Source organism: Priestia sp. D51, assembly GCF_053345675.1.
In genome coordinates, this window is sequence record NZ_JBLTIR010000003.1 from 832077 (window position 1) to 858743 (window position 26667).

General features: G+C 38.1%; 29 protein-coding genes, 1 other RNA gene and 1 riboswitch. Of the genes, 19 read left to right on the forward strand and 11 right to left on the reverse strand.

Features of this window, described 5'->3' with window-relative positions; genetic code table 11:
• Positions 1–61 precede the first annotated feature (61 nt).
• Positions 62–179, forward strand: a riboswitch (SAM riboswitch).
• A 71-nt stretch (positions 180–250) separates the two neighbouring features.
• Complete coding sequence (locus tag ACNHOZ_RS16080; protein WP_048018480.1) at positions 251–1396, forward strand: trans-sulfuration enzyme family protein; 1146 nt, start codon at positions 251–253, stop codon at positions 1394–1396.
• A complete protein-coding gene (locus tag ACNHOZ_RS16085; RefSeq protein ID WP_048018481.1) occupies positions 1380–2561 on the forward strand; it encodes a trans-sulfuration enzyme family protein in 1182 nt (393 codons plus the stop codon). Before ACNHOZ_RS16080 ends, ACNHOZ_RS16085 begins: the two co-directional genes overlap by 17 nt.
• A 34-nt stretch (positions 2562–2595) precedes the next feature.
• On the opposite strand, the gene ACNHOZ_RS16090 is transcribed toward ACNHOZ_RS16085, so the two are convergent.
• The 4 genes from ACNHOZ_RS16090 to ACNHOZ_RS16105 all read right to left on the reverse strand — a co-directional run bounded on the left by ACNHOZ_RS16090 (position 2596) and on the right by ACNHOZ_RS16105 (position 6132).
• On the reverse strand, positions 2596–2862 hold the full coding sequence (locus tag ACNHOZ_RS16090) for a hypothetical protein (protein ID WP_048018482.1): 267 nt from the start codon (positions 2860–2862) through the stop codon (positions 2596–2598).
• A 62-nt stretch (positions 2863–2924) separates the two neighbouring features.
• Positions 2925–3584, reverse strand: a complete 660-nt coding sequence (locus ACNHOZ_RS16095) for an SIMPL domain-containing protein (protein WP_048018483.1) — start codon at positions 3582–3584, stop codon at positions 2925–2927.
• A 231-nt stretch (positions 3585–3815) separates the two neighbouring features.
• Complete coding sequence (gene putP / locus ACNHOZ_RS16100) at positions 3816–5294, reverse strand: sodium/proline symporter PutP (protein WP_048018484.1); 1479 nt, start codon at positions 5292–5294, stop codon at positions 3816–3818.
• A gap of 292 nt (positions 5295–5586) precedes the next feature.
• The gene (locus tag ACNHOZ_RS16105) at positions 5587–6132 is read right to left on the reverse strand and encodes a YhcN/YlaJ family sporulation lipoprotein (protein ID WP_033578433.1); all 546 of its coding nucleotides are present in this window, start codon (positions 6130–6132) and stop codon (positions 5587–5589) included.
• A gap of 111 nt (positions 6133–6243) precedes the next feature.
• Here ACNHOZ_RS16105 and ACNHOZ_RS16110 point away from each other — a divergent pair, with 111 nt between their 5' ends.
• The 3 genes from ACNHOZ_RS16110 to ACNHOZ_RS16120 all read left to right on the forward strand — a co-directional run bounded on the left by ACNHOZ_RS16110 (position 6244) and on the right by ACNHOZ_RS16120 (position 7187).
• The gene (locus ACNHOZ_RS16110; protein ID WP_165573336.1) at positions 6244–6411 is read left to right on the forward strand and encodes a hypothetical protein; all 168 of its coding nucleotides are present in this window, start codon (positions 6244–6246) and stop codon (positions 6409–6411) included.
• A 279-nt stretch (positions 6412–6690) separates the two neighbouring features.
• Positions 6691–6894: a cold-shock protein gene (locus ACNHOZ_RS16115; protein WP_013056130.1), complete on the forward strand. Its 204-nt coding sequence runs from the start codon at positions 6691–6693 to the stop codon at positions 6892–6894.
• Positions 6895–7061: 167 nt separating this feature from the next.
• Complete coding sequence (locus tag ACNHOZ_RS16120; RefSeq protein ID WP_305120133.1) at positions 7062–7187, forward strand: hypothetical protein; 126 nt, start codon at positions 7062–7064, stop codon at positions 7185–7187.
• 277 nt (positions 7188–7464) lie between these two features.
• Here the strand turns inward: ACNHOZ_RS16120 and ACNHOZ_RS16125 are convergent, their stop codons facing one another.
• From ACNHOZ_RS16125 to ACNHOZ_RS16135, 3 genes are all read right to left on the reverse strand, one after another.
• Positions 7465–7776 carry a DUF6509 family protein gene (locus ACNHOZ_RS16125; protein WP_028414061.1) on the reverse strand — a complete coding sequence of 104 codons (312 nt, stop codon included), beginning with the start codon at positions 7774–7776 and terminating at the stop codon, positions 7465–7467.
• A gap of 160 nt (positions 7777–7936) precedes the next feature.
• On the reverse strand, positions 7937–9448 hold the full coding sequence (locus ACNHOZ_RS16130; protein ID WP_048018486.1) for a sensor domain-containing diguanylate cyclase: 1512 nt from the start codon (positions 9446–9448) through the stop codon (positions 7937–7939).
• 152 nt (positions 9449–9600) lie between these two features.
• Positions 9601–9852, reverse strand: coding sequence for a hypothetical protein (locus ACNHOZ_RS16135; protein ID WP_063246874.1), 252 nt, complete (start codon positions 9850–9852; stop codon positions 9601–9603).
• Between the two features lie 121 nt (positions 9853–9973).
• Here ACNHOZ_RS16135 and ACNHOZ_RS16140 point away from each other — a divergent pair, with 121 nt between their 5' ends.
• The 13 genes from ACNHOZ_RS16140 (at position 9974) to ACNHOZ_RS16200 (ending at position 22777) form a co-directional block, all read left to right on the forward strand.
• Positions 9974–12244 carry a DEAD/DEAH box helicase gene (locus tag ACNHOZ_RS16140; RefSeq protein ID WP_305120030.1) on the forward strand — a complete coding sequence of 757 codons (2271 nt, stop codon included), beginning with the start codon at positions 9974–9976 and terminating at the stop codon, positions 12242–12244.
• A 4-nt stretch (positions 12245–12248) separates the two neighbouring features.
• A complete protein-coding gene (locus ACNHOZ_RS16145) occupies positions 12249–13499 on the forward strand; it encodes a ribonuclease H-like domain-containing protein (RefSeq protein WP_048018488.1) in 1251 nt (416 codons plus the stop codon).
• A gap of 346 nt (positions 13500–13845) precedes the next feature.
• The gene (locus ACNHOZ_RS16150) at positions 13846–14337 is read left to right on the forward strand and encodes a spore coat protein (protein ID WP_033578437.1); all 492 of its coding nucleotides are present in this window, start codon (positions 13846–13848) and stop codon (positions 14335–14337) included.
• Between the two features lie 63 nt (positions 14338–14400).
• Positions 14401–14952 (forward strand): DUF1273 domain-containing protein, encoded by a 552-nt coding sequence (locus ACNHOZ_RS16155; protein ID WP_048018489.1) that lies wholly within the window; start codon positions 14401–14403, stop codon positions 14950–14952.
• Positions 14953–15056: 104 nt separating this feature from the next.
• Positions 15057–15389: a cell division regulator GpsB gene (gene gpsB, locus ACNHOZ_RS16160; protein ID WP_013056140.1), complete on the forward strand. Its 333-nt coding sequence runs from the start codon at positions 15057–15059 to the stop codon at positions 15387–15389.
• 63 nt (positions 15390–15452) lie between these two features.
• Positions 15453–15841, forward strand: an RNA gene (gene rnpB / locus ACNHOZ_RS16165) — RNase P RNA component class B.
• Between the two features lie 247 nt (positions 15842–16088).
• Positions 16089–16433: a lmo0954 family membrane protein gene (locus ACNHOZ_RS16170; RefSeq protein ID WP_048018490.1), complete on the forward strand. Its 345-nt coding sequence runs from the start codon at positions 16089–16091 to the stop codon at positions 16431–16433.
• Between the two features lie 36 nt (positions 16434–16469).
• Complete coding sequence (locus ACNHOZ_RS16175; protein ID WP_048018491.1) at positions 16470–17096, forward strand: PspA/IM30 family protein; 627 nt, start codon at positions 16470–16472, stop codon at positions 17094–17096.
• A 135-nt stretch (positions 17097–17231) separates the two neighbouring features.
• Positions 17232–17960: a cell wall-active antibiotics response protein LiaF gene (gene liaF / locus ACNHOZ_RS16180; protein ID WP_048018492.1), complete on the forward strand. Its 729-nt coding sequence runs from the start codon at positions 17232–17234 to the stop codon at positions 17958–17960.
• Positions 17957–19003 (forward strand): sensor histidine kinase, encoded by a 1047-nt coding sequence (locus ACNHOZ_RS16185; protein ID WP_048018493.1) that lies wholly within the window; start codon positions 17957–17959, stop codon positions 19001–19003. The genes liaF and ACNHOZ_RS16185 overlap by 4 nt, the downstream gene beginning before the upstream one ends.
• Positions 18996–19622: a response regulator gene (locus ACNHOZ_RS16190; RefSeq protein WP_048018494.1), complete on the forward strand. Its 627-nt coding sequence runs from the start codon at positions 18996–18998 to the stop codon at positions 19620–19622. The genes ACNHOZ_RS16185 and ACNHOZ_RS16190 overlap by 8 nt, the downstream gene beginning before the upstream one ends.
• A 132-nt stretch (positions 19623–19754) precedes the next feature.
• The gene (locus ACNHOZ_RS16195; protein WP_048018495.1) at positions 19755–21422 is read left to right on the forward strand and encodes a glycoside hydrolase family 13 protein; all 1668 of its coding nucleotides are present in this window, start codon (positions 19755–19757) and stop codon (positions 21420–21422) included.
• Positions 21423–21631: 209 nt separating this feature from the next.
• Entirely contained in the window at positions 21632–22777 is a 1146-nt protein-coding gene (locus tag ACNHOZ_RS16200; RefSeq protein WP_028414050.1) for a THUMP domain-containing class I SAM-dependent RNA methyltransferase, read from the forward strand.
• A 44-nt stretch (positions 22778–22821) separates the two neighbouring features.
• On the opposite strand, the gene ACNHOZ_RS16205 is transcribed toward ACNHOZ_RS16200, so the two are convergent.
• Positions 22822–22950 (reverse strand): hypothetical protein, encoded by a 129-nt coding sequence (locus ACNHOZ_RS16205; protein ID WP_013056148.1) that lies wholly within the window; start codon positions 22948–22950, stop codon positions 22822–22824.
• 159 nt (positions 22951–23109) lie between these two features.
• Between ACNHOZ_RS16205 and ACNHOZ_RS16210 the strand changes: the two genes are divergently transcribed.
• Positions 23110–23604, forward strand: coding sequence for a hypothetical protein (locus tag ACNHOZ_RS16210; protein ID WP_048018496.1), 495 nt, complete (start codon positions 23110–23112; stop codon positions 23602–23604).
• Positions 23605–23638: 34 nt separating this feature from the next.
• Here ACNHOZ_RS16210 and ACNHOZ_RS16215 read toward each other — a convergent pair whose 3' ends face one another.
• From ACNHOZ_RS16215 to ACNHOZ_RS16225, 3 genes are read right to left on the reverse strand one after another with little or no spacing between them, the layout of a single operon-like run.
• Positions 23639–24451 carry a carbohydrate ABC transporter permease gene (locus ACNHOZ_RS16215; protein WP_028407995.1) on the reverse strand — a complete coding sequence of 271 codons (813 nt, stop codon included), beginning with the start codon at positions 24449–24451 and terminating at the stop codon, positions 23639–23641.
• 14 nt (positions 24452–24465) lie between these two features.
• Positions 24466–25419 carry a carbohydrate ABC transporter permease gene (locus ACNHOZ_RS16220; protein WP_338705338.1) on the reverse strand — a complete coding sequence of 318 codons (954 nt, stop codon included), beginning with the start codon at positions 25417–25419 and terminating at the stop codon, positions 24466–24468.
• Positions 25403–26650 carry an ABC transporter substrate-binding protein gene (locus tag ACNHOZ_RS16225; RefSeq protein ID WP_338705339.1) on the reverse strand — a complete coding sequence of 416 codons (1248 nt, stop codon included), beginning with the start codon at positions 26648–26650 and terminating at the stop codon, positions 25403–25405. Before ACNHOZ_RS16225 ends, ACNHOZ_RS16220 begins: the two co-directional genes overlap by 17 nt.
• Positions 26651–26667 lie beyond the last annotated feature (17 nt).

The following is a 26667-nucleotide window of genomic DNA, read 5'->3' on the forward strand; positions in this document are numbered from 1 at the left end:
TAAAGAAAATCTTTATTAAAGTTAGTAACAACAAACGTTAACCACCAACAATTATATAGAACTCTTATCAAGAGTGGCGGAGGGACTGGCCCTGCGATGCCCGGCAACCATCAAATGAATCATTCATTTGAACGGTGCTAATTCCTGTGGAACATCAGTATTGTTCTAACAGATGAGAGAAATCGTGTATAAACGAACACTCTTCCATCTGTGAAGAGTGTTTTTTATTTTGAGTTAAGGAGAGAAATAGATGAAAATTGAAACTTTATTAGTTCGTTCAGGAGTAGGTCGTGATCCTGCAACAGGTTCTATTACAACACCCATTTACCAAGCATCAACATTTGCTCATCCTGCTTTAGGGCAAAGTACAGGATTTGACTATGCACGTACGGCAAATCCTACTCGTACAGCATTGGAAGAAGCAATTGCTGCTTTAGAAAAAGGAGAAGTAGGAGTAGCATTCGCTTCAGGAATGGCGGGTGTAATGGCAGTTTTAGCACTATTTAAAAACGGAGATCATTTAATTGTATCAGAGGATTTATACGGAGGAACGTACCGAGTACTAAATGAAATCTTTTCAGAGCAAGGAATTACTGTTTCGTACGTCAACACAGCCCATCTCGAGCAAGTAAAAGATGCGCTTCGTCCCAACACGAAAGCTTTATTTATTGAAACACCTACAAATCCAATGATGCACGTGACTGATTTGTCAGAAGCAATTGCGTTAGCTAAACAGCATGATTTGCTTACTATCGTTGACAATACATTCATGTCCCCTTACTATCAGCGTCCTTTAGAGCTTGGAGCAGATATTGTGATACATAGTGCAAGCAAATACATTGGGGGTCATAATGATGTTGTTGCTGGTCTTGTAGTCGCTCGATGTAGTAGCTTAGGAGAAAAAATTCGTTTTTATCAAAATGCAGCTGGGGCAATCTTAGGTCCACAGGATAGCTGGCTGTTATTGCGCGGTATTAAGACGCTAGCGCTTCGGATGGAAAAACATAACGAAAACGCACTGAAAATTGCAAATTGGCTTACTGCTCATGATCTCGTGGAAAAAGTGTATTACCCTGGTCTTGAAACACATCCGGGCTATGAAATCATGAAGAAACAAGCAACTGGATTTGGAGGCATGATTTCTTTTGCTGTCTCACACCCTGACATCGTGTCAGTACTTTTAGAAAATGTTAAAGTTATTACATTTGCAGAAAGCTTAGGAGGCGTGGAAAGTTTAATGACATTCCCAGCTCGTCAAACACACGCTGACATTCCTGAGGAAATTCGAAATCGTGTCGGAGTAACAAACTGTTTACTTCGATTATCAGTTGGAATTGAGCACGCAGATGATTTAATTAAAGATTTGAAGGAGGCATTTGATGCATACCAACAATAATAAACATAGATTTGGTACGAACTTAATTCATGCAAATACAGGAATTGACGGTCATTTTGGAGCGGTTAACGTACCTATTTATCAGGTATCTACATTTAATCAAGAAGATGAGACGAACAACGGCCGCTATGACTATTCTCGTTCAGGAAACCCAACGCGTGAGGCTTTAGAAAACACTATTGCTCAGCTAGAAAATGGATACGCTGGTTTTGCTTTTTCATCAGGTATGGCTGCTATTTCATCGGTGTTATCTATTTTTGAATCAGGAGATGAAATTTTAGTTTCACACGATACGTACGGCGGGACATATCGTGTATTAACACGATTATTTTCAAAGTTTGGTATCAAAACAACTTTTGTTGATACAACGAAGGTTGAGAAAGTAGAAGAAGCTATTACAAAAGATACGAAGGCTATTTATATCGAAAGCCCTTCAAATCCATTTTTACAGGTAACGGATATTAAAGCAGTAGCAAGTTTGGCGAAGGAGCACAATCTCCTTACAATTGTGGATAACACGTTTTTAACACCTTATCTGCAGCAGCCCATTGACCTTGGTGTAAATATTGTCATTCATAGTGCTACAAAATATATCAGCGGCCACAGTGACGTCATTGGCGGTTTAGTTGTAGTAAGCGATGAAAAGCTAGCGGAAGAAGTAAAGTTTGTACAAAATGCTTTTGGTGCTATCTTGGGGCCACAGGATTGTTTTTTACTGCTTCGAGGAATTAAGACATTAAAAGTTCGTTTAGATCAGCAGTTAAAAACAGCGCTGCAGTTTGCAAAGTGGCTTGAAGAACAATCTCTAGTGAGCCGTGTATACTACCCAGGCTTAAAAAGTCATCCGGACCACAAACTCATTTCAGAACAAGCAAATGGATACGGAGCTATGATTTCTTTCCAAGTGCAGGATGAAGAAGTAGCACGACATATTTTACAAGGAGTCAAATTAGCTTCAATTGGCGTTAGTCTAGGTGCAGTTGAATCCATTCTCACGCATCCTGCAACAATGTCTCATGCAAGTATCCCAAAAGAAGTACGTGAAGAAAAAGGAATTACTGATTCACTTCTTCGCCTTTCAGTAGGGTTAGAGGAATTCGAGGATTTGAAGCAAGACTTTAACGCTGTTTTTCAAAGCTTAGAAGAAAAAGCGTTAATTAAATAAAAAAAGGACTTCCATTAAGGAAGTCCTTTTTTTGTTATATACAGCTATCTAAAAGGTTTGTGTATAGGGACGTAAGCGCAACTTTTTCATCAGAGGAAAGACCGCTGTTTAGAATTCTTTTTATGCCAAGATGATATTTTACATACGGTGTTTGCCGAACGCGTGGATGAGTCATTTCATCTTTTAAATCTTTCAGAATGGCTTCGTGAAGCTGATCTTCACTTGTCAGGGCTTGTTTAGAAGCGAAAGAACGGTTCAACCATAGGGTCTGATAAGCTGCTAGTAAATGTTCAGAAGTCATTGTGCAAAGAGCTCCTTTAGATTAGTTTCTTCATTATAATAATCTATAGTTTACCATAAGTATTAATACGTGTACGTAACTTTTACAGAAGCAGATACAGTCAAGGACTGAGCTTGAATAGGGGGAGAGGCTGCTAATAACTTAGGCGAGGATCCAGATGACTGATAGACGGGGCCTTCTTCGATTAAAATGGGGATTTGGTTAATAGGGAGCTGCAGCGTGTTGGCAATGGTAAAGGCCTTTTCTTTAGCGTTAAGCAAAGCTTTACTTATCGCTTCTTGTTCATATTTATCATCATTTGTAACGTGGAATTGAAGATCTTGCGCTACGTTGGCTCCGCTTGAAAACGTAGCGTTATAAACATCGCCAGCTTGTTTTACATCTTGTACTCTTACTCTAAACAAATGCTGTACTTCGTATCCTGTAAGAGTCGATTTTCCATCGCTGTAATCATATTTAGGGTTTATAGTGAATGAAGCTGTTTCAATTTGCTGGTCATTGATTCCAAGTTTTTGTATTTCTTGCAGCAGAGTATTTGAAACAGCTGAATTTTCTTTTAAGGCTTCTTGAACGTCTCGGTTTTCCGTGCGCGTTCCAATCGTCATGGAAATTTCATTTGGAATGGCTGAAGCACTCCCTTCACCAATTACTTTAATTTCTCTATTTTGTGTATCTGCGCGCAGTTGCTGTGTAGGTTCATAAGGGAAATAAGAATGTTGCATACCAAAAACCTCCTTTATTGATCTTTAGTATATATATGATAAGAAAAGGAGATTAAAAACAAAAAGAGATTGAGACATAACTAAATCAACCGCCAGAAGCAACTATATACATAAAACCTACATTCACCATACCATTAAAAAATCCGAACGAATTTGATTCTTCATCAAGAATCTCGATTCATCGTTCGGATCTTCCTTCAACTTACGTACTTTTTTTCAGCTTCTTTTTGTTTATTTCGATTCTTTTATTAAAATTTCTTTCATTTCAACAAATTGCTGTTGAACATCGCTTGATGGTTTCTTTGTTTGTAAACTTACAACAATAACAGCTAATAAGCTTAAAAAGAACCCAGGAATCATTTCGTAAAGGGTATCCTTCAACGGAGTGTTCACCCAAATTAATACCGTGACAGCGCCTACAATCATCCCTGCAAGTGCTCCCCATCGAGTCATACGCTTCCAGTATAGACTTAGTAAAATAGCAGGACCAAATGCAGAACCAAATCCAGCCCATGCGTATCCGACAAGTCCTAAAATCGTATCACTAGGTTTTAAAGAAAGCAAAATACCAATAATTGCAACACCTAAAACGGCAGCTCTTCCGACTGTTACAAGCTCTTTGTCAGAGGCTTTGCGTCGGAAAAATGTTTTATAAAAATCTTCTGTAACAGAGCTTGCCGTTACAAGCAGCTGAGAAGAAATCGTACTCATAATTGCCGCTAGTAGAGCTGCATATAAAAATCCAGTAATTAACGGGTTAAAAAGTATATCTGCAAATTTAATAAAAATAGTTTCAGGATCTGCTAGTTTCATACCCGTTTTTTCTACATATGCAATTCCAACAAGTCCTGTCAGCATAGCACCAATAATAGAAATAATCATCCAGCTCATTCCAATACGACGTGCAGGTTTTAGCTCTTTAACAGAAGAGATAGCCATAAAGCGAACGATAATATGAGGCTGTCCGAAATAGCCAAGTCCCCAGGCCAAGAAAGATATAATACCTAAAACGGTTGTACCTTTAAAAATGTCCAGGTATGCTGGATTAATGTTCTGTACAATATCCATTGTTGTGTTAACGCCTCCAACATTGGTGAAAGCTACAATGGGTACTAAAACTAAGGCAAGAAACATAATAACACCTTGCACAAAATCTGTTAAACTAACAGCTAAAAATCCACCGAAAAGAGTGTAGGCAATAACAACAGATGCTGTTACAAATAAGCCGATTTGATAATTCACACCAAATGCCGATTCGAACAATCGTCCGCCTGATACCATACCAGCTGAAGTGTAAAGAGTGAAGAAAATAAAGATAACAATCGCTGATACTGTTCGAAGAATCTTGGCGTGGTCGCCAAAACGATTTTCAAAAAAGTCTGGAATTGTAATAGAGTCGTTCGCTACTTCCGTATAAGTGCGAAGACGCGGAGCGAGGATTAAATAATTTAAATAAGCACCAATAGATAAACCTACTGCAAGCCATAAACTTGAAAGGCCTGTCACATACATGGATCCTGGAAGCCCCATTAACATCCATCCACTCATATCTGAAGCGCCAGCTGAAAGCGCAGTAACGGCCGGACCTAGTCCGCGTCCGCCTAGCATGTAACCCGATACGTCTTGAGTTGTTTTTGTGTAGGCATACCATCCTATTCCAAGCATTCCTACAAAATAAATGCCCAGTGAAATATAAACACCAATATCCACCAAATCTCCCCTTTATGCATTTTTTATGCATGAAACGAGCACTGCTCGCCATGCAAACATCTTATGGTTTCTAAAACTAACAAACTTTTCCCTTACTATCAACCCACAAAACCGTAAATTACCTAAGTCTAAAATCCCCTAAACCTTTATATCACAGAAATGAAAACGTTTTCAAAATAAAGTAAAATAAAAATATTCAGAAATTTATAAGAGCAATTTTTATGCAATATTTTATGCAAAAAATAAAATAAAAAGAGCATTTCGTAAAATGCTCTTTTGTCATTCATGTATATTAGCGTGAATTAGGGAATACGCGTCGAACAACTTCTGAAAACTCGTCAAATAGTCCAGAGACTGGTTTGCCGGTTTGAAGCTTGTCTACATATCCATTCATACGGTTTACAAAGTCGGGGTTTGTTGATACAAACACTCGATGAACACTGCCGTCGGCTTTTCGTACTTCATGTGCGATCTTATGCTCCATATCTTTTGTGAGATTGCCTTCTTTATTATCGTCTAATACAGCTGCTACATAAGCTGTATGGTCGGTTACGATTACGTTAGCATCTTTTACATTTTTTAACGCTACGATACGATCAGCTGCCACATCGGCTACTCTCATTCCGCCGGACTGATTGTACTGTTCTTTCTCATTACGCTGTACGTCTTGCGTATTATTTACGTCATTCATTTTCGTTTTATTGTTTCCATTTTCATATGTGACGTTGCGGACTGTATTATCGTCAATGACGCCATCTTTACCTTGATCTGCTGTACTGCAGCCGAATAAAGAAAGGGTCGTCATGCAGCCTACAACAAACAAAAACGATTTCTTCATGATAGTATCACTCCTTATAAGTTTTAACCTTTCTTATAATTTGTTAAAAACGTGTGAAGCATACATGAAAAATATAAAAAAGCCTATACTATCGAAAAAGGAGGAATATGTATGAGTGAAATCCGACAAAGCATATTTGTGCTTCATACAAAAGAAGAAAACCATGAAGAAACAACAACGTTTGCGTTAACTTCAGAAGAAGCTAAGCTGTTATTTGAAACCCTGCAAAATAAACGAAAAGAAATTATCGACGCCCATATTGATAACATGTTGACGTAAGGAAGGTAAATATCTTGTAAAACAGATGAGCCATATGTTAAAGGTGGCCAAATATTTGCATTCTACATATAGGTATAGTATAATGTAAACGCAACCAAATATAATTAATACTATGTTTTGACCATATACTCGAATTAGATTTAGTGAAAATTCACTTGTTATAAAGGAGATCTACTTCGCGTAGGTCTCTTTTATAATATGTGAATTTTTTATTTACGGTATAAATGTAAATATAGAGTAACATATTAAAATTTTTACATTTTTTGGAGGTTTTTTTACATGGCTACTACAGGTACAGTAAAATGGTTTAACAGTGAAAAAGGCTTCGGTTTTATCGAAGTACCAGGCGAAAATGATGTATTTGTTCATTTTTCAGCTATCCAATCTGAAGGCTTCAAAACATTAGAAGAAGGCCAAAAAGTTGAATTTGAAATCGTTGAAGGCCAACGTGGACCTCAAGCGGAGAATGTTGTAAAATTATAATTCAACGCTACATATGAAAGCTGCCAATCGGCAGCTTTTTTTGTGCAAATTTTTTTTATTTGTATGATTAAGAAAATAGATTAAAGTAGGGGAGAAGGGAAGGCGTGAGTTCATTTCATTGTTGTGCCACATGTCAACATTTTCAAAGCATTAAATTGGATAAGGGAATGAAGTATCAATGCAAGAGACTAGGCTATGAAACTCGTCCTGCTTATCAGTTTACATGCTGGGAACCAAAAGAAGTAGTTAAAAAGCTAATGGAAAAACGAAATCAAAAAGATATTGATACATAACGAAATCGATCCCATCTAAAGACGAACAAAGAACAAATGGAATGGATTCTCTAGTATGAATTGCTTGTTACATCGCTGTTGGTTTCCGTGCAAGACTGCGCTTTCCGCGGGCGGGCGCTGAGCCTTGCCCTCCAATCAACAGCTATAAGCACCTACATACATGAAACCTAAGTTCACCATCACTACGAAAAAATCCGAACGAGTTGGATTCTCCATCAGGAATCTCAATTCATCGTTCGGATTTTTACTAAACTACTTTTGTTCCAGCCGCTTTTAATTATTCCTCTTTATCTGTCCCCTCCTCTGAAGGTAAATGCTTCCCGCAAAACTCTTTGACAGCTGCTTCTTCCTCTTCTTCTAGGTCGAAGTCTAATACTTTATTTGTTGAAACTTCGTAGAAATGAGTCTGGGCAATAGAAGTGTTATCTTCGCCTTTAATATATACTACGCGTAGTGCTAGGTCGCTGCCGGTATATAATTCATCCTCTTCTTCTACCTCAATGTATAAATGAAATTCATAGCGTTCACCTAGAAGGAGACCAAATGGATCCTGCAATTGTTCAGCTGTATATTCTTTAATTGTAAACATATGTACGTCCTTTCCATATATCAGTAAAATACTTGCATCATCTATTATAGTTTTTCTTTGCAAAGAAAGAAAGTGCATGCGTAATTCATGCACGGATTTATTCCTTGGTCATTCTATTTAGCGAATCTACTTGATGCGATGGCGCAAGGAATTCGATGGTTTACTTAAAGATGGAAGAAACGCGCGTATGTTTTTGCTTGTACATGGCAGCATCTGCTTTTTGAATTAATGTATCTAGGCTGGTGTCGTCTGAAGGCGCACATATAATAAACCCGTAACTCGCAGACAGTGCATATGGCTTCTTACATTCTTTCTTTTTATCTTCTAGCTGATTATTAATATTTTGCCACAGCTCGTGTACGTATTCTTCCGTTTGTTCAGGAGCAATTAATAAAAACTCATCACCTCCGTAGCGAAAGAGCGTATCATTCTTGCTAATATAACCACTAATTGATTCTGCTATTGTTTTAATAAGCCAGTCGCCTTCTCTATGACCGTAGTGATCATTTACTAGTTTTAAGGAATTAATATCGATAAAACATAATACAAAAGATGTATCATTGGTTTTAGCTCTCAGCAGTTCCAGCTGCAGTTTTTCCATTCCGCTTCTTCGATTTAAAATTCCGGTTAGCATATCAGTTGAAGCGTGCAAGCTCAATTCATGCTCAACCGCTTTTAAATCGGTTATATCGGTAATACCTGCGAGTATGCAGCTTTCGCTTTGATACTCTAGTAATTCATAATTGATCATAACCCACTTAGAATCTCCATGTTCACGTGCTTCTAGGATGTAGTTTTTTACATGCTTTTCTTGTTGAAGACGTTTTAAAATCTCCTCTCGATCTTCATCAGTAGGGTAGATTATAAATCCGTCTAGTTGATCAAGATCTTGAGAAGCAAGATTGTAAAAATGAATAGCTTTATTGTTAATGAGCAGCACTTTGTGGTCGGATAATCTCGTTAATAGTAAAGGATAGGGATTAATTTTGAACAGCGTAAAAAAATTATGTTCGCTTTCTTTTAGCTTTAAATGATTCATATATTCTTTGTGACGGTATGTATAGAGAATATATGAGATAAGCAAAGCGATAGCAACTGCTGCAGTTGTATTGATCTGCTTTGAAATAAGAGAAAAAGAATCCGGTACATATCGTGATAAGCCATATAGTAAAAAAAGATGGTTAGGAATAAAAATAATGCACAGATGTTTTAATTTCATAGGACATAAAACAGCTGTGGAAATCAAAAGCATCATATAGACGTCTACGCGACCTGTGAAAAGCTGGCTGTTAATAGTAGAAAGTGCTGCAGCAAATACGTAATAAAATATATAGCCATATACCATGGTGCTTAAGTAGTTAGCAAATCGCTCTTTTCTTTTACTAAAATAATAGAAGAATAAATAAAGAGAAGAGAGAGCGAAACTAGTGAAATGAATGCCAATTAGTGTATGTCTAAACTGAGATGTCCCCGCATGTTGAAGTAAAGAAAACCCTATATAAATATAAAGAGGGTAGGAAATGACAAGAGCAAGTGAAACTAGCTTGACTCTTTGTTGAAGCATTTCTGCATTCGTTTTATCGAACATTTTATCTTCATTAACTTCTCTTCCTGAAGGGGAACGAAATTTCTTCAGAAAGGAGAAAGGTAAAAGCGAAAGAAGAAATGACATGACCATCATCTCCATATCTTTTTTTTAGGTATTTTAGCATGTTTGTATAAGAAAAGACATGAATTTTTTAGATGAAAATGTCTGCTTTTCCATCAAGAAAAAGCACTAAGAGTTATAGGAGTAAAGGTGAGACCAAAGGGCCCCACCTTTTTTTATTGAAGTTTATTTGATTCAGCATGCCGTACAAACATGTTTTCATCTTCTACTAAGCCGCAAGCTCCGCACTGAATGCGTTTTTGGGGTCCGTTATAGGCAGCGTGAAAGGCATCGAGCGTATCGTTTGTGTATTCTTCTACGACGTCTCCGCTTCTTGGGTCCATTTTTACAGGTTTTGCATTTTGTTCAATGATATTAAAGCGCGTTCGATTTGTTTTGCAGCTAGGGCAAAGATAAGGGCTTCCCATTTTTAACATCTCCTTGAAAAATTTACTGTATTAATACCATGTCCGAATCCACCAAAAACATACAAAAACTTATGGTTTTCTATCGAACGTTCATTCGTTAAAATAGAAGCAGGTGATGAAAATGAGAATACGAAAAAACTTACAAGAAGTAATAGATATCTTGCAAACGAATCCATCGTATCAGCAAAATATTGTTCATTGGCATACAATCGAAGAGAAAGAAGCTAAAACTGCACCATTTCCAGCTTCTTTGCATACGAAACTGCGGGAAGCACTTGAAAAACGAGGAATTGGTTCGCTTTATACGCATCAAAAAACAGCGTTTGATTTGGCGACAGCTAAGAAGAATGTTGTGGCCGTTACGCCAACAGCCTCGGGGAAAACACTGTGCTACAACTTGCCGGTACTGCAAAGTATTATGGAAAACGATCAAGCTCGAGCTCTTTATTTGTTCCCAACAAAAGCGCTTGCCCAAGATCAAAAAAGTGAATTAAATGAAATCATTGAAGAAATGGAAGTGCCAATCAATAGCTACACGTATGATGGAGATACTCCGGCAAATATCCGCCAAAAGGTGAGAAAAGCAGGGCATATCGTTATTACGAATCCGGATATGCTTCATTCAGCTATTTTACCTCATCATACGAAATGGGTATCACTGTTTGAGAATCTGAAATACATTGTGATTGATGAACTTCATACGTACCGCGGTGTTTTTGGAAGCCACGTAGCCAACGTTATCCGCCGGTTAAAGCGAATTTGCCGCTACTATGGAAGCGATCCTATCTTTATTTGTACATCAGCGACCATCGCTAATCCAAAAGAACTCGCTGAACATTTAACGGGAGCTCATGTTATGTTAGTAGATAACAACGGAGCGCCTAGCGGCCGCAAACATTTTATTTTTTATAACCCGCCTATTGTGAATAAACCGTTAAACATTAGAAGAAGTGCTACGCTTGAAGTGCGAAATATTGCAGGAGAGTTTTTGAAAAATAAAATTCAAACGATTGTATTTGCACGAAGCCGAGTACGAGTGGAAATTATTTTAACGTATCTGCAGGAGCTCGTAAAAAACCAGCTTCAACATAAGTCTATTCAAGGGTATCGAGGAGGATATTTGCCGAAGCAGCGACGCGAAATAGAAAGAGGACTTCGAGAGGGAAGTATTTACGGGGTAGTCAGTACGAATGCTTTAGAGCTAGGAGTGGATATCGGGCAGCTGCAGGTGTGTGTAATGACAGGTTATCCAGGCACGGTTGCAAGCGCTTGGCAGCAAGCAGGACGAGCAGGAAGACGTCATGGAGAAGCCGTCATTGTGATGGTCGCAAGTTCAAGTCCGCTTGATCAGTATATGATTCAGCATCCGGATTACTTTTTTAGCAGAAATCCAGAAACAGCTCGAATTAATCCTGATAATCTTGTTATTTTAGTCGATCATTTAAAATGTGCGTCCTATGAGCTGCCGTTTAAGCAGGGAGAAACATTTGATGGGGTAGAAATTGAAGACGTGCTGGAGTTTTTGCAAGAAGAACGAGTGATTCATTTTAGCGGAGATAAATGGTACTGGATGAATGATTCCTTCCCAGCTCATAATATCAGTCTGCGCTCTGCATCCCAAGAAAATGTTGTCATCATTGATCAATCGGACGTTGCAAATGTGAAAGTAATTGGAGAAATGGATCGCTTTAGTGCCATGACGCTTCTTCATGATGAGGCGATTTACTTGCATCAAGGCATTCAGTATCAAGTAGAATACTTGGACTGGGATGAGAAAAAAGCGTATGTTCGTGAAGTCGATGTAGACTATTTCACCGATGCAAACTTAGCGGTTAACTTAAAGGTTCTAGAAGCTGATAAAGAGCGACTGGAAGGAACATATTCAATCGGTTATGGCGATGTAATGGTCAGCGCCATGGCGACGATATTTAAAAAAATAAAGTTTGAGACGCATGAAAACATAGGGTCAGGTCCCATTTCACTTCCGGAAGAAGAGCTTCATACAAATGCCGTGTGGCTAAGCTTTGAAAAAGAACAGTTTTACGAATCAGAAGAACGATTGGAACAAGCTCTTATTTCCGTGGCAAATGCCCTTCAGTCAATTGCACCGCTTATGGTGATGTGCGATCCGTCTGATTTACATGTAGTTCCTCAGATAAAAGCGGTGCACAACGAACAGCCGACTATCTTCTTATATGATCGATACCCGGGAGGCATTGGGCTAAGTGATAAAGTATACGAACAAATGAATGATGTGCTAAATCAAGCCAATCAATTAATTGTAAATTGTTCTTGCGAAAGCGGCTGTCCGTCTTGTATCGGTATGGAAGCACAGGGAGAACACGCGAAAAGCGATGCGCTCGTGCTGCTACAACAACTGCAAAGTAGGTGAACTCTTGTCTTTTAAAAATAAATTAAACCGTATGAAAAAGCATCTTCATGTTACAGAAGCAAAGCCGCCGGTTGAAAGTAACCCGCAGCGATCTAAAAGCGCGTCTATTCCCTATGAGCAGGAATGGGAGGGAAATCATGCTGCGCCTTACTTTGCCGAAGACAGCTACTGTATGATTAGAGAAGTGGTTTACCCGCTCGACTACAAGCATGGACATTATGAATTTAATGAGCTGAAAAAAGTAGTGGAAGTATGGAATCGGTCTACAGTTGCTCATCCGCTTTCATCAAAAGGCCACACTTATTCAGATTTATTTTTCTTTGATACGGAAACGACAGGGCTTAGTACAGGTACGGGAACGACTATCTTTTTGCTAGGGTATGCAAGGGTGCTAAAAGATTCTGTCGTTTTTCGTCAGCATATATTGACGGAGCCAAGTGGAGAAGTAGCATTTTACGAAAGTTTTTTAAAAGAAGTAGACTATACGACGCTTGTGACTTATAATGGGAAATCTTTCGATTGGCCTCACGTGAAGACTCGCCATACGCTATTGAGAGATCATTTGCCCAAGCTGCCTAAGTTCGGTCACTTTGATTTACTTCATGCGTCAAGAAGGCTGTGGAAACACAAAATGCATTCGGTTAAGCTTGCGAATGTCGAAAAAGAAATACTTGGAATTGAACGAGTTGATGATATTCCAGGTTTTTTAGCTCCCATGATTTATTTTGATTTTATTGAAACGAAAAATCCAAGAGGCTTATTCGACATTATGAAACATAATGAACATGATATTTTATCGCTTATTACCTTATACATTCATTTATCAAAGCATCTCCTTACTAGTGAGGAGTTTACAGAAAAAGAAACATACGAAGTAGCAAGGTGGTATGAGCAATTAGGGGAGAACAAGCACGCTTTCTCTCTTTATCAGGGCGTAGCGGAAAAAGAAAAAGAAGAGCATGAAAAAGCTCAGCTAGCGATGGCTTATCATTATAAAAAAGAGAAGAGTTGGAAAGAGGCAGTGGACATGTTTGAACCCTTGGTTCAAACATGTGAAGGTGACGTCGCTATAGAAGCATTGGTTGAGTTAGCTAAAATTTATGAGCATCGTCTCAAAGATGTTCATCAAGCACTTCTATATACTGAGCTAGCCTCGGAGAAGTGGAATCAACTCAGAGGAATGACGAAAAAAACGTCGAAGGAAGCGCTTGAAAAAAGACTTCTTAGATTAAAAAATAAATCAGCTAAAGCATAGACTTCAGCTGATTTATTTTAAAAAATTCAGAATTATTATTCTTTTATTTTTGTGGAGGTTTTATATTGTTCTATTTTTCAGTCATTGATAAAATTAGTCAATGTAAGACGTATTCTTACAGCTTAAAAACAGAACTTTGGTGAGATGGAGAGAGGCCTCATGAAAAATGTGATTTTAGTATCATTTTTCGCATTAATTTGTTTAACAGTAATTGTCTTAAGCAGTTTGAAAAATTCGTATAACTCCTTTATGTAGGCCAAAAATAGGTGTTTGTCTTAGTACATGTACACTGCCCTTCACATATTGTAATAGTGTAATAACTAAACAGTGAAAGGGGAAAAAGGATATGTATCCAAGACCAACAAAATGTATGCCACCAATTGTGCATCCAACAAAATGCTGCACACAGTTTACTTCTCAGGAGGTAGTTGTACCTCACATTCATCCAAGTCATAATACATTGGTGAACCATACAAACGTGAAGCACGTGCATTACTTCCCGCAAACACAATCTGTTGTAAATGAAACTTCAAATCAACAGTTTTTTGGCGGTGCGCAGCAATATCCAACTCAAGTAGGTGGAGCAGGCTATCCAGGTCAAATGGGAGGCTACCCAGGTCAAGTAGCAGGTGCTGGTTACCCAGGTCAAGTAGCAGGTGCTAGTTATCCAGGCCAAGGAGGCTACCCAGGTCAAGTAGGTGGAGCTGGTTTTCCAGGCCAAGGAGGTTACCCAGGTCAAGTAGCAGGCGCTAGTTATCCTGGACACAAAGGTTGCGGCCAAGGAAGCTGTCATACAAAAGGCGCGCATCAAGGACCTAATTCAGGGTATTTTAGATAATGTACGTTAATAGGAGCTGATTACATCAGTTCCTATTCTATTTTGTTACAAAGGAGTTATATAATGAAGGTGCTAACGGTTACTGGTTATAAGCCATTCGAACTTGGAATTTTTAATGAAAAACATCAAGGCATTACATACATAAAAAAAGCGCTCCATAAAAAATTACAGGAATTAGTAGAAGATGGATTAGAATGGGTATTGATTAGTGGCCAGCTAGGAGTAGAGATTTGGGCAGCAGAAGTGGTATTTGATCTGCAGCTCGAGTATCCCGAGCTTCAGTTAGCTGTTTTAACACCATTTTTGGAGCAGGAAGAAAAATGGAATGACGTCAATAAAGAATTGTATGAATTCGTCTTAAGTCAAGCAGATTATGTAGATAGCATCACAAAAAAGAAATATGAAAGTCCAGCACAGTTTCGGTTGAAAAATCAATTTTTAGTAGAAAAAAGTGAAGGTATTTGTTTAGTTTACGACGAAGAGCACGAAGGAAGTCCTAAATATATGTTAGAAACGGCTAAAAAGCGTGCTGAACGAGAAGAATACCCTATTATAATGGTGACGTCTTACGACTTACAAGATATCGTGGATGAAGAAAAATTTTCGTCTTTTTAACGCCACTTGACGAAACATTTTAAAAGATAAATTGACATTTGAAGCTATTTTTGAAAAAATGAATTATAATAAAGATAAGGTTTATCGTATTCGAGGTGATAGAGATGTTAGCTGATAAAATTCGTTTAACGGCCAAAGAAATTTTAGAAAAAGAATTTAAAACAGGCATGAGAGGCTATAATCAAGAGGAAGTAGATAAGTATCTAGATTCTGTTATTAAAGATTATGAAGCATTTCATGAAGAAATTGAAGCATTACAAACTGAAAATTTACGCTTAAAAAAGCAAGTAGAAGAGTTATCTAAAAAGCCGCAACAACCTTCGTTTACCCCGCCGCCGGCTCAACAGCAGCAGCAAGCGGGTACGACAAACTTTGATATTTTAAAACGTTTGTCAAACTTAGAAAAACATGTGTTTGGAAGTAAATTATACGAATAACCTAAAAATAGGAGTTGCATTCAACTCCTATTTTTATTATACTAAGGAAAGTCGTTATCAATAACGTTCGGGTAATTGCTGCATCACATATGAGGATGTAGAGGAAAGTCCATGCTCGCACAGACTGCGATGTCTGTAGTGTTCGTGCCTAGCGAAGTCATAAGCTAGGGTAGCTGTTAAAAGCTAACGGCGGGGAAAAAGCCTAAGTCTTTTTAAGATATGGCTTGACTACTCTGAAAGTGCCACAGTGACGAAGTCTTATCAGAAATGATAAGAGTGGAACGAGGTAAACCCCTCGAGCGAGAAACCCAAATAATGGTAGGGGAACTTTCTGGAAGGAACTGAACGGAAGGAAGGACAAAATGGTTACATTTTGTAGATAGATAATTGCCACCGGAGTACGAGGTAGCTAGCCGCTTGCAGTACAATGGTACAAAACATGGCTTACAGAACGTTATTGAAAAGCAATCGACAATAGTTGTTATACACTATATTTTAATCCAACCCAGCTCTTCATATAACGGAAGAGCTTTTTTTATGTCAAAATGACAGCTTATCATAAGCTGTCATTTTTTTGTACAATCAGGCTGAGCTTGTTGTCAGCCTCAGGTCTTAGGAGAAAATAAAGCTCTAGCTCGTTTTGAAAAAACGTTATCATCCTTAAACTAAGTATATAGAGAAGCGAAAGGAGGAAACAAAATGAAAAAAGTTGGTTTGTTTTTGATTGGAGCGGTAGCTGCTATCGTTCTTCTTGCAAATGCTGGCCCCATGGTAGGACTTGCGCTTGGCTTGGTTATTTTGTACGTAGCATTTAAAGGGTTTGTTAAAGCAGAGACCCCCTTTAACAAATGGTTCTGGGGGTTTATTGGTGTCGTCGTACTCTTAACAACCGTTTCAAACCTTCCGGCTCTTGCTGGTATCATCGCAGCAGTAGTACTTTACATTGTATATAAAAAGTGGAACAGCAGCAGGCCTATAAAAATGGAAAAAGAAGATCCGTTTAAGCACTTTGAACGTCAGTGGGCTGACTTAAATCAAAAATAATAAAATTTCACTTTATTATCTAAGGAGATGAACAAAATGAGAAACTTATTTACTCGAATGAAAGAAACGATTTCTGCAGACCTTCATCAATTACTTGATCACAAAGAACAAAAAAATCCAATTGCTGCGTTAAATCACTATTTGCGCCAATGCGAGCAGGAGACTGAAAAGGTAAGGCAGCTTGTTGAGCGGCAGCACACGTTAAAAGAGCAGTTTAATCGCGAATACCATCTGGCACTTGACATGATGAAAAAACGTCATGAGCAAGCACAAGTGGCGCAAGCAGCTGAAGAAGCAGAATTACATGAATTTATTGTAAAAGAGCATGCTCACTACGAAGAGAGAGCAAAACGTGTAAAAGAATCTTATGAAGATGCATCCAAGCAGTTAGAAGAGCTTGAACAAAAGTATGAAGAAATGAAGCATAAGGTAAAAGATATGCATATTCGCCGTATGGAACTAATGGGGCGCGAAAATATTGCCCGTGCGCACCATCGTATGAATTCAGTAATGAAAACGGAAGCATCTTATGCGTCCTACAGTCAGTTTGACGAAATGGAAACCTATATTGACCAGCTTGAAAATCAAATTAATACAAATTACTACAGACAAACGGTAGACAGCAAGATTGCTGAATTAGAAAAAAGAGTAAAATCATCGTAAAAAATCAGTGTTTCTGCATAAAACATGGTATTCTAAAAAAGGCGTAGGTTTCTGCGTCTTTTTAAGATGAGAGAATAGATATCTGCAGCATCCAAAGAACGCTATGTCATCTACGAGGAGAAAGGAGAGGGAGCTGTGCAAAGCGTAAACAAAACAGAATCTCTTATGTTCATTTTTATTTGCAGCTTATTTGTCCTGTTTATTGAAATTATGTTTTTTCACAGCGGCTTGATCTTTTCTGTATTAATTGCCGGTGCGTTCATGTATATTGGGCGAAAAAAAATGGGAAGAAAATTAGGGCGTATGTTATTTTGGATTGGCGTTATTGGGCTTGTGTTGAATATATTTAATACGGTTGCCTTTAAGTTTTTAGTTATTGCTCTTTTCCTTTACTTTTTACTTAGATTTATTCAATTACGAAAGCATCCGGTTGAATTTAGACCAACTGACGAGTTGACACAGCAGCCAAACCAAAGTTTGGTGCAGGTCCGGCCGGTTTTGACGAATAAACTTCTTGGTAGTCAAAGAACCGAAGACTCCGTATACGAATGGGATGATATTAATATTCAAAGCGTATGGGGAGACATTGTGATTGATTTAAGCAATACTGTTCTGCCAAAAGGCGATGCGGTTATCTTTATTCGTCAAGTGTTTGGAAATATTAAAGTGCTCATTCCTTACGAAACAGAAGTATCTGTGAATCATTCTAAACTAGCAGGAAACGTAACGGTTTTTGGCCATCAGCGCGGCTTTTCGTTCAATGAAAATTTGTCTATCAAAACAGAGGAATTTGATCAATCTGCTCATAGGGTGAAGATTGTTACAACTGTTGTGATTGGAGATTTAGAGGTGCAAAGGATATGAGTATTCTTCAACGGCAGTTATTGTGGGGGATTTTCTTAAGTTTTTTTGTATTTGTATCCGTGCTCCTTACCGTGTTTTTGGCATATCCTGTTTTTCAACTTAGCGACTTATGGAAAACGAGCGTATTTGGCATGCCTTTTGTGCTGTTTTCCTTCAGTTTAAGCCTTACGATTGGAAGTGTGATTGGAGGAATCATGGGGTTTATGTGGAGACAGCAGTGGACATATGTTGAAAACCGATTATATGAAATAGAAAATGGCCACCGGCATATGTCGGCAAATGAACCGCTTATTCAAGAGACGTCTCGAATTATAAGCCGTTTAAACAAAGTAGATCATAAAATGATTTTTCAAGCGCAGCAATCTCAAAAGATGGCAACGGAAAAAGTGGAAAATCAGCAAAAGCAAGTGCAAGAAATTGTTTCTCAAGAACGAAATCGGCTTGCTAGAGAACTGCATGACTCCGTTAGTCAGCAGCTATTTGCCGCTTCGATGCTTATGTCTGCTATTACGGAATCCAATCTTACGCTACAAGACTCTGAAGCTAACCAATTAAAGATGGTTGAAAAAATGATTAATCAATCACAGCTTGAAATGAGGGCTTTGCTTCTTCATCTTCGTCCTGCAGCATTAAAAGGAAAATCGCTACAGGCTGGAATGAAAGAACTGATGAATGAGCTTGCTCAAAAAGTACCGCTTGAATTAAATTGGAAAATAGAAGGGTTTGAACTTGATAAAGGCATTGAAGACCACTTGTTTAGAATTTTGCAAGAATCCGTATCAAATACGCTGCGTCATGCAAATGCAACAGCTTTAGACGTGCTGCTGATCAAACGTGACTTTTCCATTATTTTACGTATTGTGGATAACGGAGTTGGTTTTGATGTAGAAAAGGAGAAAGTCGGATCGTACGGTCTGCAAAATATGTATGAACGCGCAGTTGAAATTGGAGGCCTATTAAAAATTATTAGTTTGCCCGACAAAGGAACAAAGCTAGAAGTAAAAGTACCGTTAGTAGAAAGAGAGGAGAAGCAAAATGATTAATGTACTGTTAGTAGATGACCATGAAATGGTTCGTATTGGCGTAGGAGCGTATTTGTCGGCTCAAACAGACATTCATGTAATAGCTGAAGCAGCCAATGGCCAACAGGCCGTTGAATTAGGGCTTCAGCTGCGCCCGGATATTATTTTAATGGATTTAGTCATGGAAGAAATGGACGGGATTGAAGCAACAAAACAGCTCATTAAGCAGTGGCCGGAAGCAAAAGTAATTATTGTCACTAGCTTTCTAGATGACGAAAAAGTATATCCCGCTCTAGAGGCAGGGGCAACAAGCTACTTATTAAAAACGTCTAAAGCAGGAGAAATTGCAGCTGCTATTCGCCGTACATATGAGGGGGAATCTGTATTAGAGTCTGAAGTAACCGGTAAAATGATGTCTAAAATGAGAAAGCCGTCTTTACCTCATGAAGAACTCACAGCTCGTGAAATGGAAATTTTACTTTTAATGACACAGGGTAAAACAAATCAAGAGATTGCAGACGAATTATTTATTGCGCTAAAGACGGTAAAAACACATGTGAGCAATTTATTAAGTAAGCTGGATGTGCAGGACCGAACTCAAGCCGTCATTTATGCCTTTAAACACAAATTAGCGCAGTGAGAATCGTTATTCAAAAGAGAATAACGATTTTTTTTGTGAAAAACCTATTTTTTTGCATGTATTCATTATAAAATAGCGATATGCGTAAAGGCGAACGCTTACGTAAAAGCACTATTTTGAGGGGTTGAGCACATGGAAAAGAAATGGTGGAAAGAAGCTGTTGCGTATCAAATCTATCCGCGAAGCTTCATGGATTCAAACGGCGACGGAATTGGTGACATTCAAGGGGTTATTTCAAAATTAGACTATTTATCTGATCTTGGAATTGATGTCATTTGGATTTGCCCGATTTATCAGTCTCCTAACGACGATAATGGCTACGATATCAGTGATTATAAAGATATTATGAAAGATTTTGGAACAATGGAAGACTTTGATGAGCTGTTAGATGAAGTTCACCATCGCGGAATGAAGCTGATTATGGATTTGGTTATTAACCATACTTCAGATGAACATCCTTGGTTTTTAGAATCTAGGTCTGCTAAAGAGAATCCATATCGTGATTATTATATCTGGCACGAAGGTAAAGATGGAAAAGAGCCAAACAACTGGGAATCTATTTTTAGCGGATCAGCTTGGGAGTTCGACGAAAAGACAAAAGAATATTACATGCACGTATTTTCTAAAAAACAGCCCGATTTAAACTGGGAAAACGAAAAAGTACGTCATGAGCTTTATGAAATGGTTAACTGGTGGTTAGATAAAGGAATTGACGGCTTTCGTGTAGATGCTATTTCGCATATTAAGAAAGTGGCCGGCTTCCCAGATCTGCCGAACCCTGAAAAGCTAGATTATGTGCCATCGTTTGAAGGGCATATGAATCGACCGGGAATTCAAGAACATTTAAAAGAGCTAAAAGAAAAAACGTTTGCCAAATACGATATTATGACGGTTGGAGAGGCAAATGGTGTAACATCGGACAGCGCAGATGAGTGGGTAGCTGAAGATGGCGGAAACTTCAATATGATTTTTCAGTTCGAGCATATGGGACTGTGGGATAAAGGAGAAGAAAAACCGCTTGATTTAATCGAGTTAAAAACAATTTTAACTAATTGGCAAAATGGTTTAGAAAAAATTAACGGCTGGAACGCTTTATATTTAGAAAATCATGACCAAATTCGTTCTGTAAATAAATTCGGCAGCACAGCTTACCGAGTGGAAAGTGCAAAGTGCTTAGCTGCACTATACTTTTTAATGAAAGGAACACCGTTTATTTATCAAGGACAAGAACTTGGAATGACCAATGTTAAATTTGATTCTATTGATGATTATGATGATGTTGGGATGATTAACTACTACCGTATTCAGCGTGAAAAAGGCGATTCACATGACGAGATTATGAAAGTTATTTGGGAAACAGGCCGCGATAACTCAAGGACGCCAATGCAGTGGAATACAGAAAAAAATGCAGGATTTTCTACCGGAAACCCCTGGATGAAAGTGAACCCAAATTACGTAGACATTAACGTAGAAGAGCAGAAAAGTGATAAGAATTCGGTACTGAATTTTTACAAACAGCTCATTAAAATTAGAAAACAGCATGATGTGCTGGTGTATGGAACTTATAAGCTGTTGGCAGAAGAAGATTCCGCTATTTACGCGTATACGCGAACATTAGAAGGTAAAACCGCTGTTGTTATTTGTAATATGTCACCGAATAATCAAACGTTCGAGTTTCCTTCAGAGAGCTCATTTGCAAACAGAGAAGTGCTGATTCATAATTATCCGTTGGATAAAAACGAAACGCTTGAACAATGTACGCTGCACCCATATGAAACACGTGTATACTTACTTTCATAAACAAGTTGAGCAACCGGTTGCGCAACTGTAAAGTGGAAAGCTTTTAAAAACAAATTTAAATACGACATATGTAAAGAAACTGCTGGCTCTACCAAGAGCGAGCAGTTTCTGCATTTTGATAAAAAGACGGAGAAAGCTTTGACTACGGCGCATGTATATGGTACTTTTACACTTAGTGTAGATAATTAGAAACAAAATGAGGTTGAAAAATGGCGAAATATAAAATTATTGCAACAGCAGCAATGGGAATTGAAGCACTAGTCGCTAAAGAAGTGCGTGCTTTAGGATATGAATGTGAAGTAGATAATGGCAAGGTTATCTTTGAAGGAGACGAGCTTGCAATTGCTCGATGCAATTTATGGCTTCGTACAGCAGATCGAATTAAAGTACAGGTTGGACAGTTCAAAGCTCGTACGTTTGATGAGCTTTTTGAACAAACAAAAGCATTAAATTGGGGAGATTATTTGCCCGTAGATGCACAGTTTCCTGTATCGGGAAAATCAGTTAAATCTAAATTGTTCAGCGTATCAGATTGTCAAAGCATTGTAAAAAAAGCAATTGTTGACAGCATGAAAAAACATTATAACAAAACAACAGGCTGGCTCGAAGAAACGGGGTCAACGTTTAAAATTGAAGTAGCGTTATTAAAAGATGTTGCTACATTAACAATTGACGCAAGCGGTGCAGGACTTCATAAGCGCGGTTACCGCGTAGGACAAGGGGAAGCTCCTTTAAAAGAAACGCTGGCAGCTGCTTTAATTATGCTAACGCCGTGGAATGCGAATCGTCCGTTTGTCGATGTTTTCTGCGGTTCTGGTACAATTGCTATCGAAGCAGCGCTTATCGGTCAAAATATTGCACCAGGATTTAATCGTGACTTCTTATCAGAAGAGTGGCCGTGGATGTCAGCGAGCATTTGGGACAAAGCGCGCGAAGAAGCAGAAGACTTAGCGAACTACGACCAAGTGCTAGATATTGCTGGTCATGACATTGACCATCGTATGGTAAAAGTAGCGGAGCAAAATGCATTTGAAGCTGGACTTGGAGATTTAATTCAATTTAAGCAAATGCAAGTGCGCGATTTTACGACGCCGAAAGAATATGGAATCATTATTGGTAACCCTCCGTACGGCGAACGTTTAAGCGATCGTCCTTCTGTTGAAAAAATGTACGCTGAAATGGGCGAAGCGTTTTCTAAGCTTGATACGTGGTCGATTTATATGCTTACATCTCATGAACAGTTTGAACAGTACTACGGTAAAAAAGCGACGAAAAAACGCAAATTATTTAACGGATTTATTAAAACAGACTACTATCAGTACTGGGGACCTCGTCCTCCACGCAACGATCAATAAATACAAAAAGCCAAGCGGTGTAAAAACAGCTTGGCTTTTTGTATTTATTTCTTTTTTAAACCGCGATAAGCTAGCATTCCAAACATGCCTATCCCGAGCACGACAATTAATAAAATAAACCAAAACGTAGCATTAAGCAGGTATTTATATAGTCCGTCATAATAATCATGCATGTACTCACCCCATTATGTTTTTTTATAGTATGGGCGAGTAGCAGGGCAATATATGTATTCATTTCTTTTCAATAGCAGGCTTAAAACGAGAAATGATTAGCTTATTTCTAACATATTTACGAAAGGGAAATCTCATACTAAAACCTAAGAGGTGATAAAATGAGAAAAAATCGATCAGCACGGGTTTTTGGCGGGATGATGCTTCTTTCATGGTTAACCATCCCTTTTATAGGACGACAGCATATTAAGCGCTATTTATCATCTACTATGTTTATTTCCTTTTTAATTATGGTTGAAAGCTATATTGCTGAAAAAAAGAAGTGGTGGATATTCCCTAATCCTCCTCATCCATATTTAACAGGTGAAGCTGCTTTACTCTTAGGTCCATTTTTAGCAGGTTCTTTATGGATTAAAAAGTTCACATATGGCCATTTTGGAAGGTATATGTTATTAAATGCAATCGTAGATACATTTTTTGTTTATCCTTTTCAACGAGCTATGAGCCGTGCAAAGCTTTTTAGGATAGGCACATTTAAAGAGTACCATTTGCTAGGTATCTTTCTGTTAAAAGCTGCTTTAATGTACGTTTACCAACACCTAATAGTAGAGAAACCGAAACCTCAGCGTGCTTTAAAAAATAATCCTATAGAATAAAGGGGCAGGCAGGGAAGCGTGATTTTCTTGCCTGCTATTTTAATGCCCCAGAGGTCATTCCTGAAATGAAATGCTTTTGCAAAAACACGTACGCAATCAATAATGGAATAGAAGAAAGAACGACTGCTGAAAACAGCATAGGGTAATTGGTTAGAAATTCCCCTTGAAAGTCCAATAATGCAATAGGCAACGTTTTTACTTCTTTAGATTTTAATAATAGCAAAGGGAATAACAGATCATTCCACACGATCACAAACGAAAAAATTCCTACTGTAGCCATTGAAGGTATGGAGAGTCGAAGAGCGATTTTTGAATATATTTTCCACTCTGACGCCCCGTCCATGCGAGCGGCTTCGAATAGTTCCTTTGGCAAAGTTTTCATAAACCCCGTTATAATAAACACACCGATAGGAAGCAAAAAACTTATGGAGACGATAATGACCCCTGTTAGCGTATTGACCAGTCCAAGCTTATTCATCAGCAAAAAGACAGGAATCATATTGACTTGAGTAGGGACAATCATTCCGCAAACAAAAAAACCGTATACAATCCATCCAAGCTTTTGAGGTAGCTGAATAATAGCGTAAGCAATCATGCTTGAAAACCATAGAATAAAAAACGTGCTAAAGACGGTAACAATCACGCTGTTTTTAATATAGCCAAAGATGGGTTCATTGACGAGCAGCTGTTTATAATTTTCAATATTCCAGCCTGCTGGTAATCCGATTGGGTTGCTGTAAAGTTCAGGCGTTGTTTTAAAGGTTGTTAATAGAACCAAGCTTAAGGGCAACAGAATGATTAAACCGTATATCCCTAAAATCAGTTGTCTGAATGGATTTTGTTTCATAAAAGAATCTCCTTTTACATTTTGGTCAAGCGAAGTACGCGAAATTGAAGAAACGTTAAAAGAGCAATTACAATCATAAATACAACGGAAATGGCAGAGGCATAGCCGAAACGAAAATTAATAAAAGCTTCGTGATAAAGAAGTGTCGAAAGAATTTCAGTTGAGTTGGAGGGACCTCCATTTGTCATTGCAATGATTAAATCAAATGCTTTAAAGCTTTGTATGGTCGTATAAGCCACAACCATTGTCGTAGCTGGAGCTAAAAGAGGCCACGTAATGCGCTTGAATTTTTGCCATCGTGTTGCTCCATCAATACTAGCAGCCTCATATAACTCACTGGGAATAGCTTGAATTCCAGCTACAAAAATAATAAGCATTTGACCAGTATGTGCCCAAAATTGTACAAAAGCCAAGCTGTAAATGGCAATATGTCCATTTCCAATCCAAGACTGGGTCCAATGCTCAAGGCCTATTTTACTTAAAAATAGGTTAACTCCTCCAATGTTGGGGTCATACATAAAGTTCCACGTGAACGCAATCGACACAGACGAAATAATCGTCGGTACAAAAAAGAGTGAGCGATAAAATGTATTCCATGCAGAATTTTTATAAAGTAAGAGTGCAAAGCCTAAGCTCAATAACGTTTGAAAGATCAGCACGCCAATTGTGAACTTTAAGTTGTTTGTAAGAGACTGTGTAAAAATAGCATCGTTTGTTAAAATTTCTTTGAAGTTTTGAAACCCTACAAATGAGAACTGAGAAGACAATCCATTCCAATCAGTTGTACTTAAAAATAAAGCAGAAAGCGTTGGCAATGCAAAGAAAACCGTATATATGACAAAACCAGGAAGAAAAAACAACCATAGATGCCTGCTTTTAGAGATATTTTTAAATGAAAAGAGAGGAAAAGAGAACGAAGGGGTTCTCTTTTCTTCCTCTTGAATAGACGTATTAGTTTTTAGCGACACGTTCTACCTCTCCTTGTGCTTTTTCAGCAGCTTTTTTCGCTGACATACCGGATAGTACGTCCTGTACAGATGTTTCAACAGCTTTTGATACGCGCTCATTTAAAATGGTAAATCGAGGTTGGAAGACCGTTTTTTTGTCTTTCCACTTTGCGCTTTCTTTGAGTTCAGGTGAATCATATTTCACGTCTTTGATCGTTAATAACTGGCCAGTAGCATTTGCATACTCAGAAGAAATCTTTGGATCTGCAAGGAAAGTTAAAAATTTCTTAGCAGCTTCTTTGTGTTTTGATTTTTCAGCAACACCTAATAAGAATGTTGTGGTATGAACACCTTCGTATTTGGCTTTATCTTGATCCACTGTAATCGGTGCAAGCAAACCTTGATCAATCTTTGGATTTTGCTGTTTGACTGTAGCCATCATATAAGAACCTTGAGCAAGCATTGCGCCTTTTTCCTGAGCAAAAAGTGCTGCAGCACTTTCTTTTTTCGTACCAAGAGCATCTTTTTGGAAGTAACCTTTATCATTTAATTCTTTAATTTGAGATAGGGTTTTGATAAACCATTCATCAGTTAGCTTGCGCTTGCCCGTTTCTACTTCGTGAAGGGCGTTATTTGTAGGTTCGTTATTCATAATCATTGGGTTAATAAATTGAGAAGGACTTACGTCTCCTGAAAATAAAATCGGCGTGTAACCATTTTTCTTTAATGTTTCAGCTGTTTTTAAAAAGCTATTCCAGTCTTTAGGAACATCTAAATTTAGTTTTTCAAAAATGCCTTTGTTATAGACAGGGATGTTATAGACTAGCTGATAAGGAAGAGCATATTGCGTATTATCCGCTTTACCCGCTTGGATTAGCTTTTCGTCAAATTTGCTGAATAAGTTTTGGTCGTCCAGCTTTGCAAAACCGTTTGCTTTGCGAATCGTTTCAAATTGACTTCCTGGAAAACTAGCAAATACATCGATGCCTTCTCCAGATAGTAGAGATCCTTGAATTTGTGATTGATATGAATCCGAAGGAAAGACGGTCATCTCTACATGAATATTTGGGTTTTTCTTTTCAAATTGCTCAATGATAGAATCAAAGGCTTTCGTATCTTCTCCTCGCCAATGGGTAAAGTTAATGGTTACTTTTTTTGAAGAATCGCTGCTGTCGCCGCTTGTTGAACTGTTTTTGCCGCAGCCGGCGATGATCACGGTGAGCATTGCTAACAGAATTAATAATTTTTTCATTTTAGTTCCCCCATTTA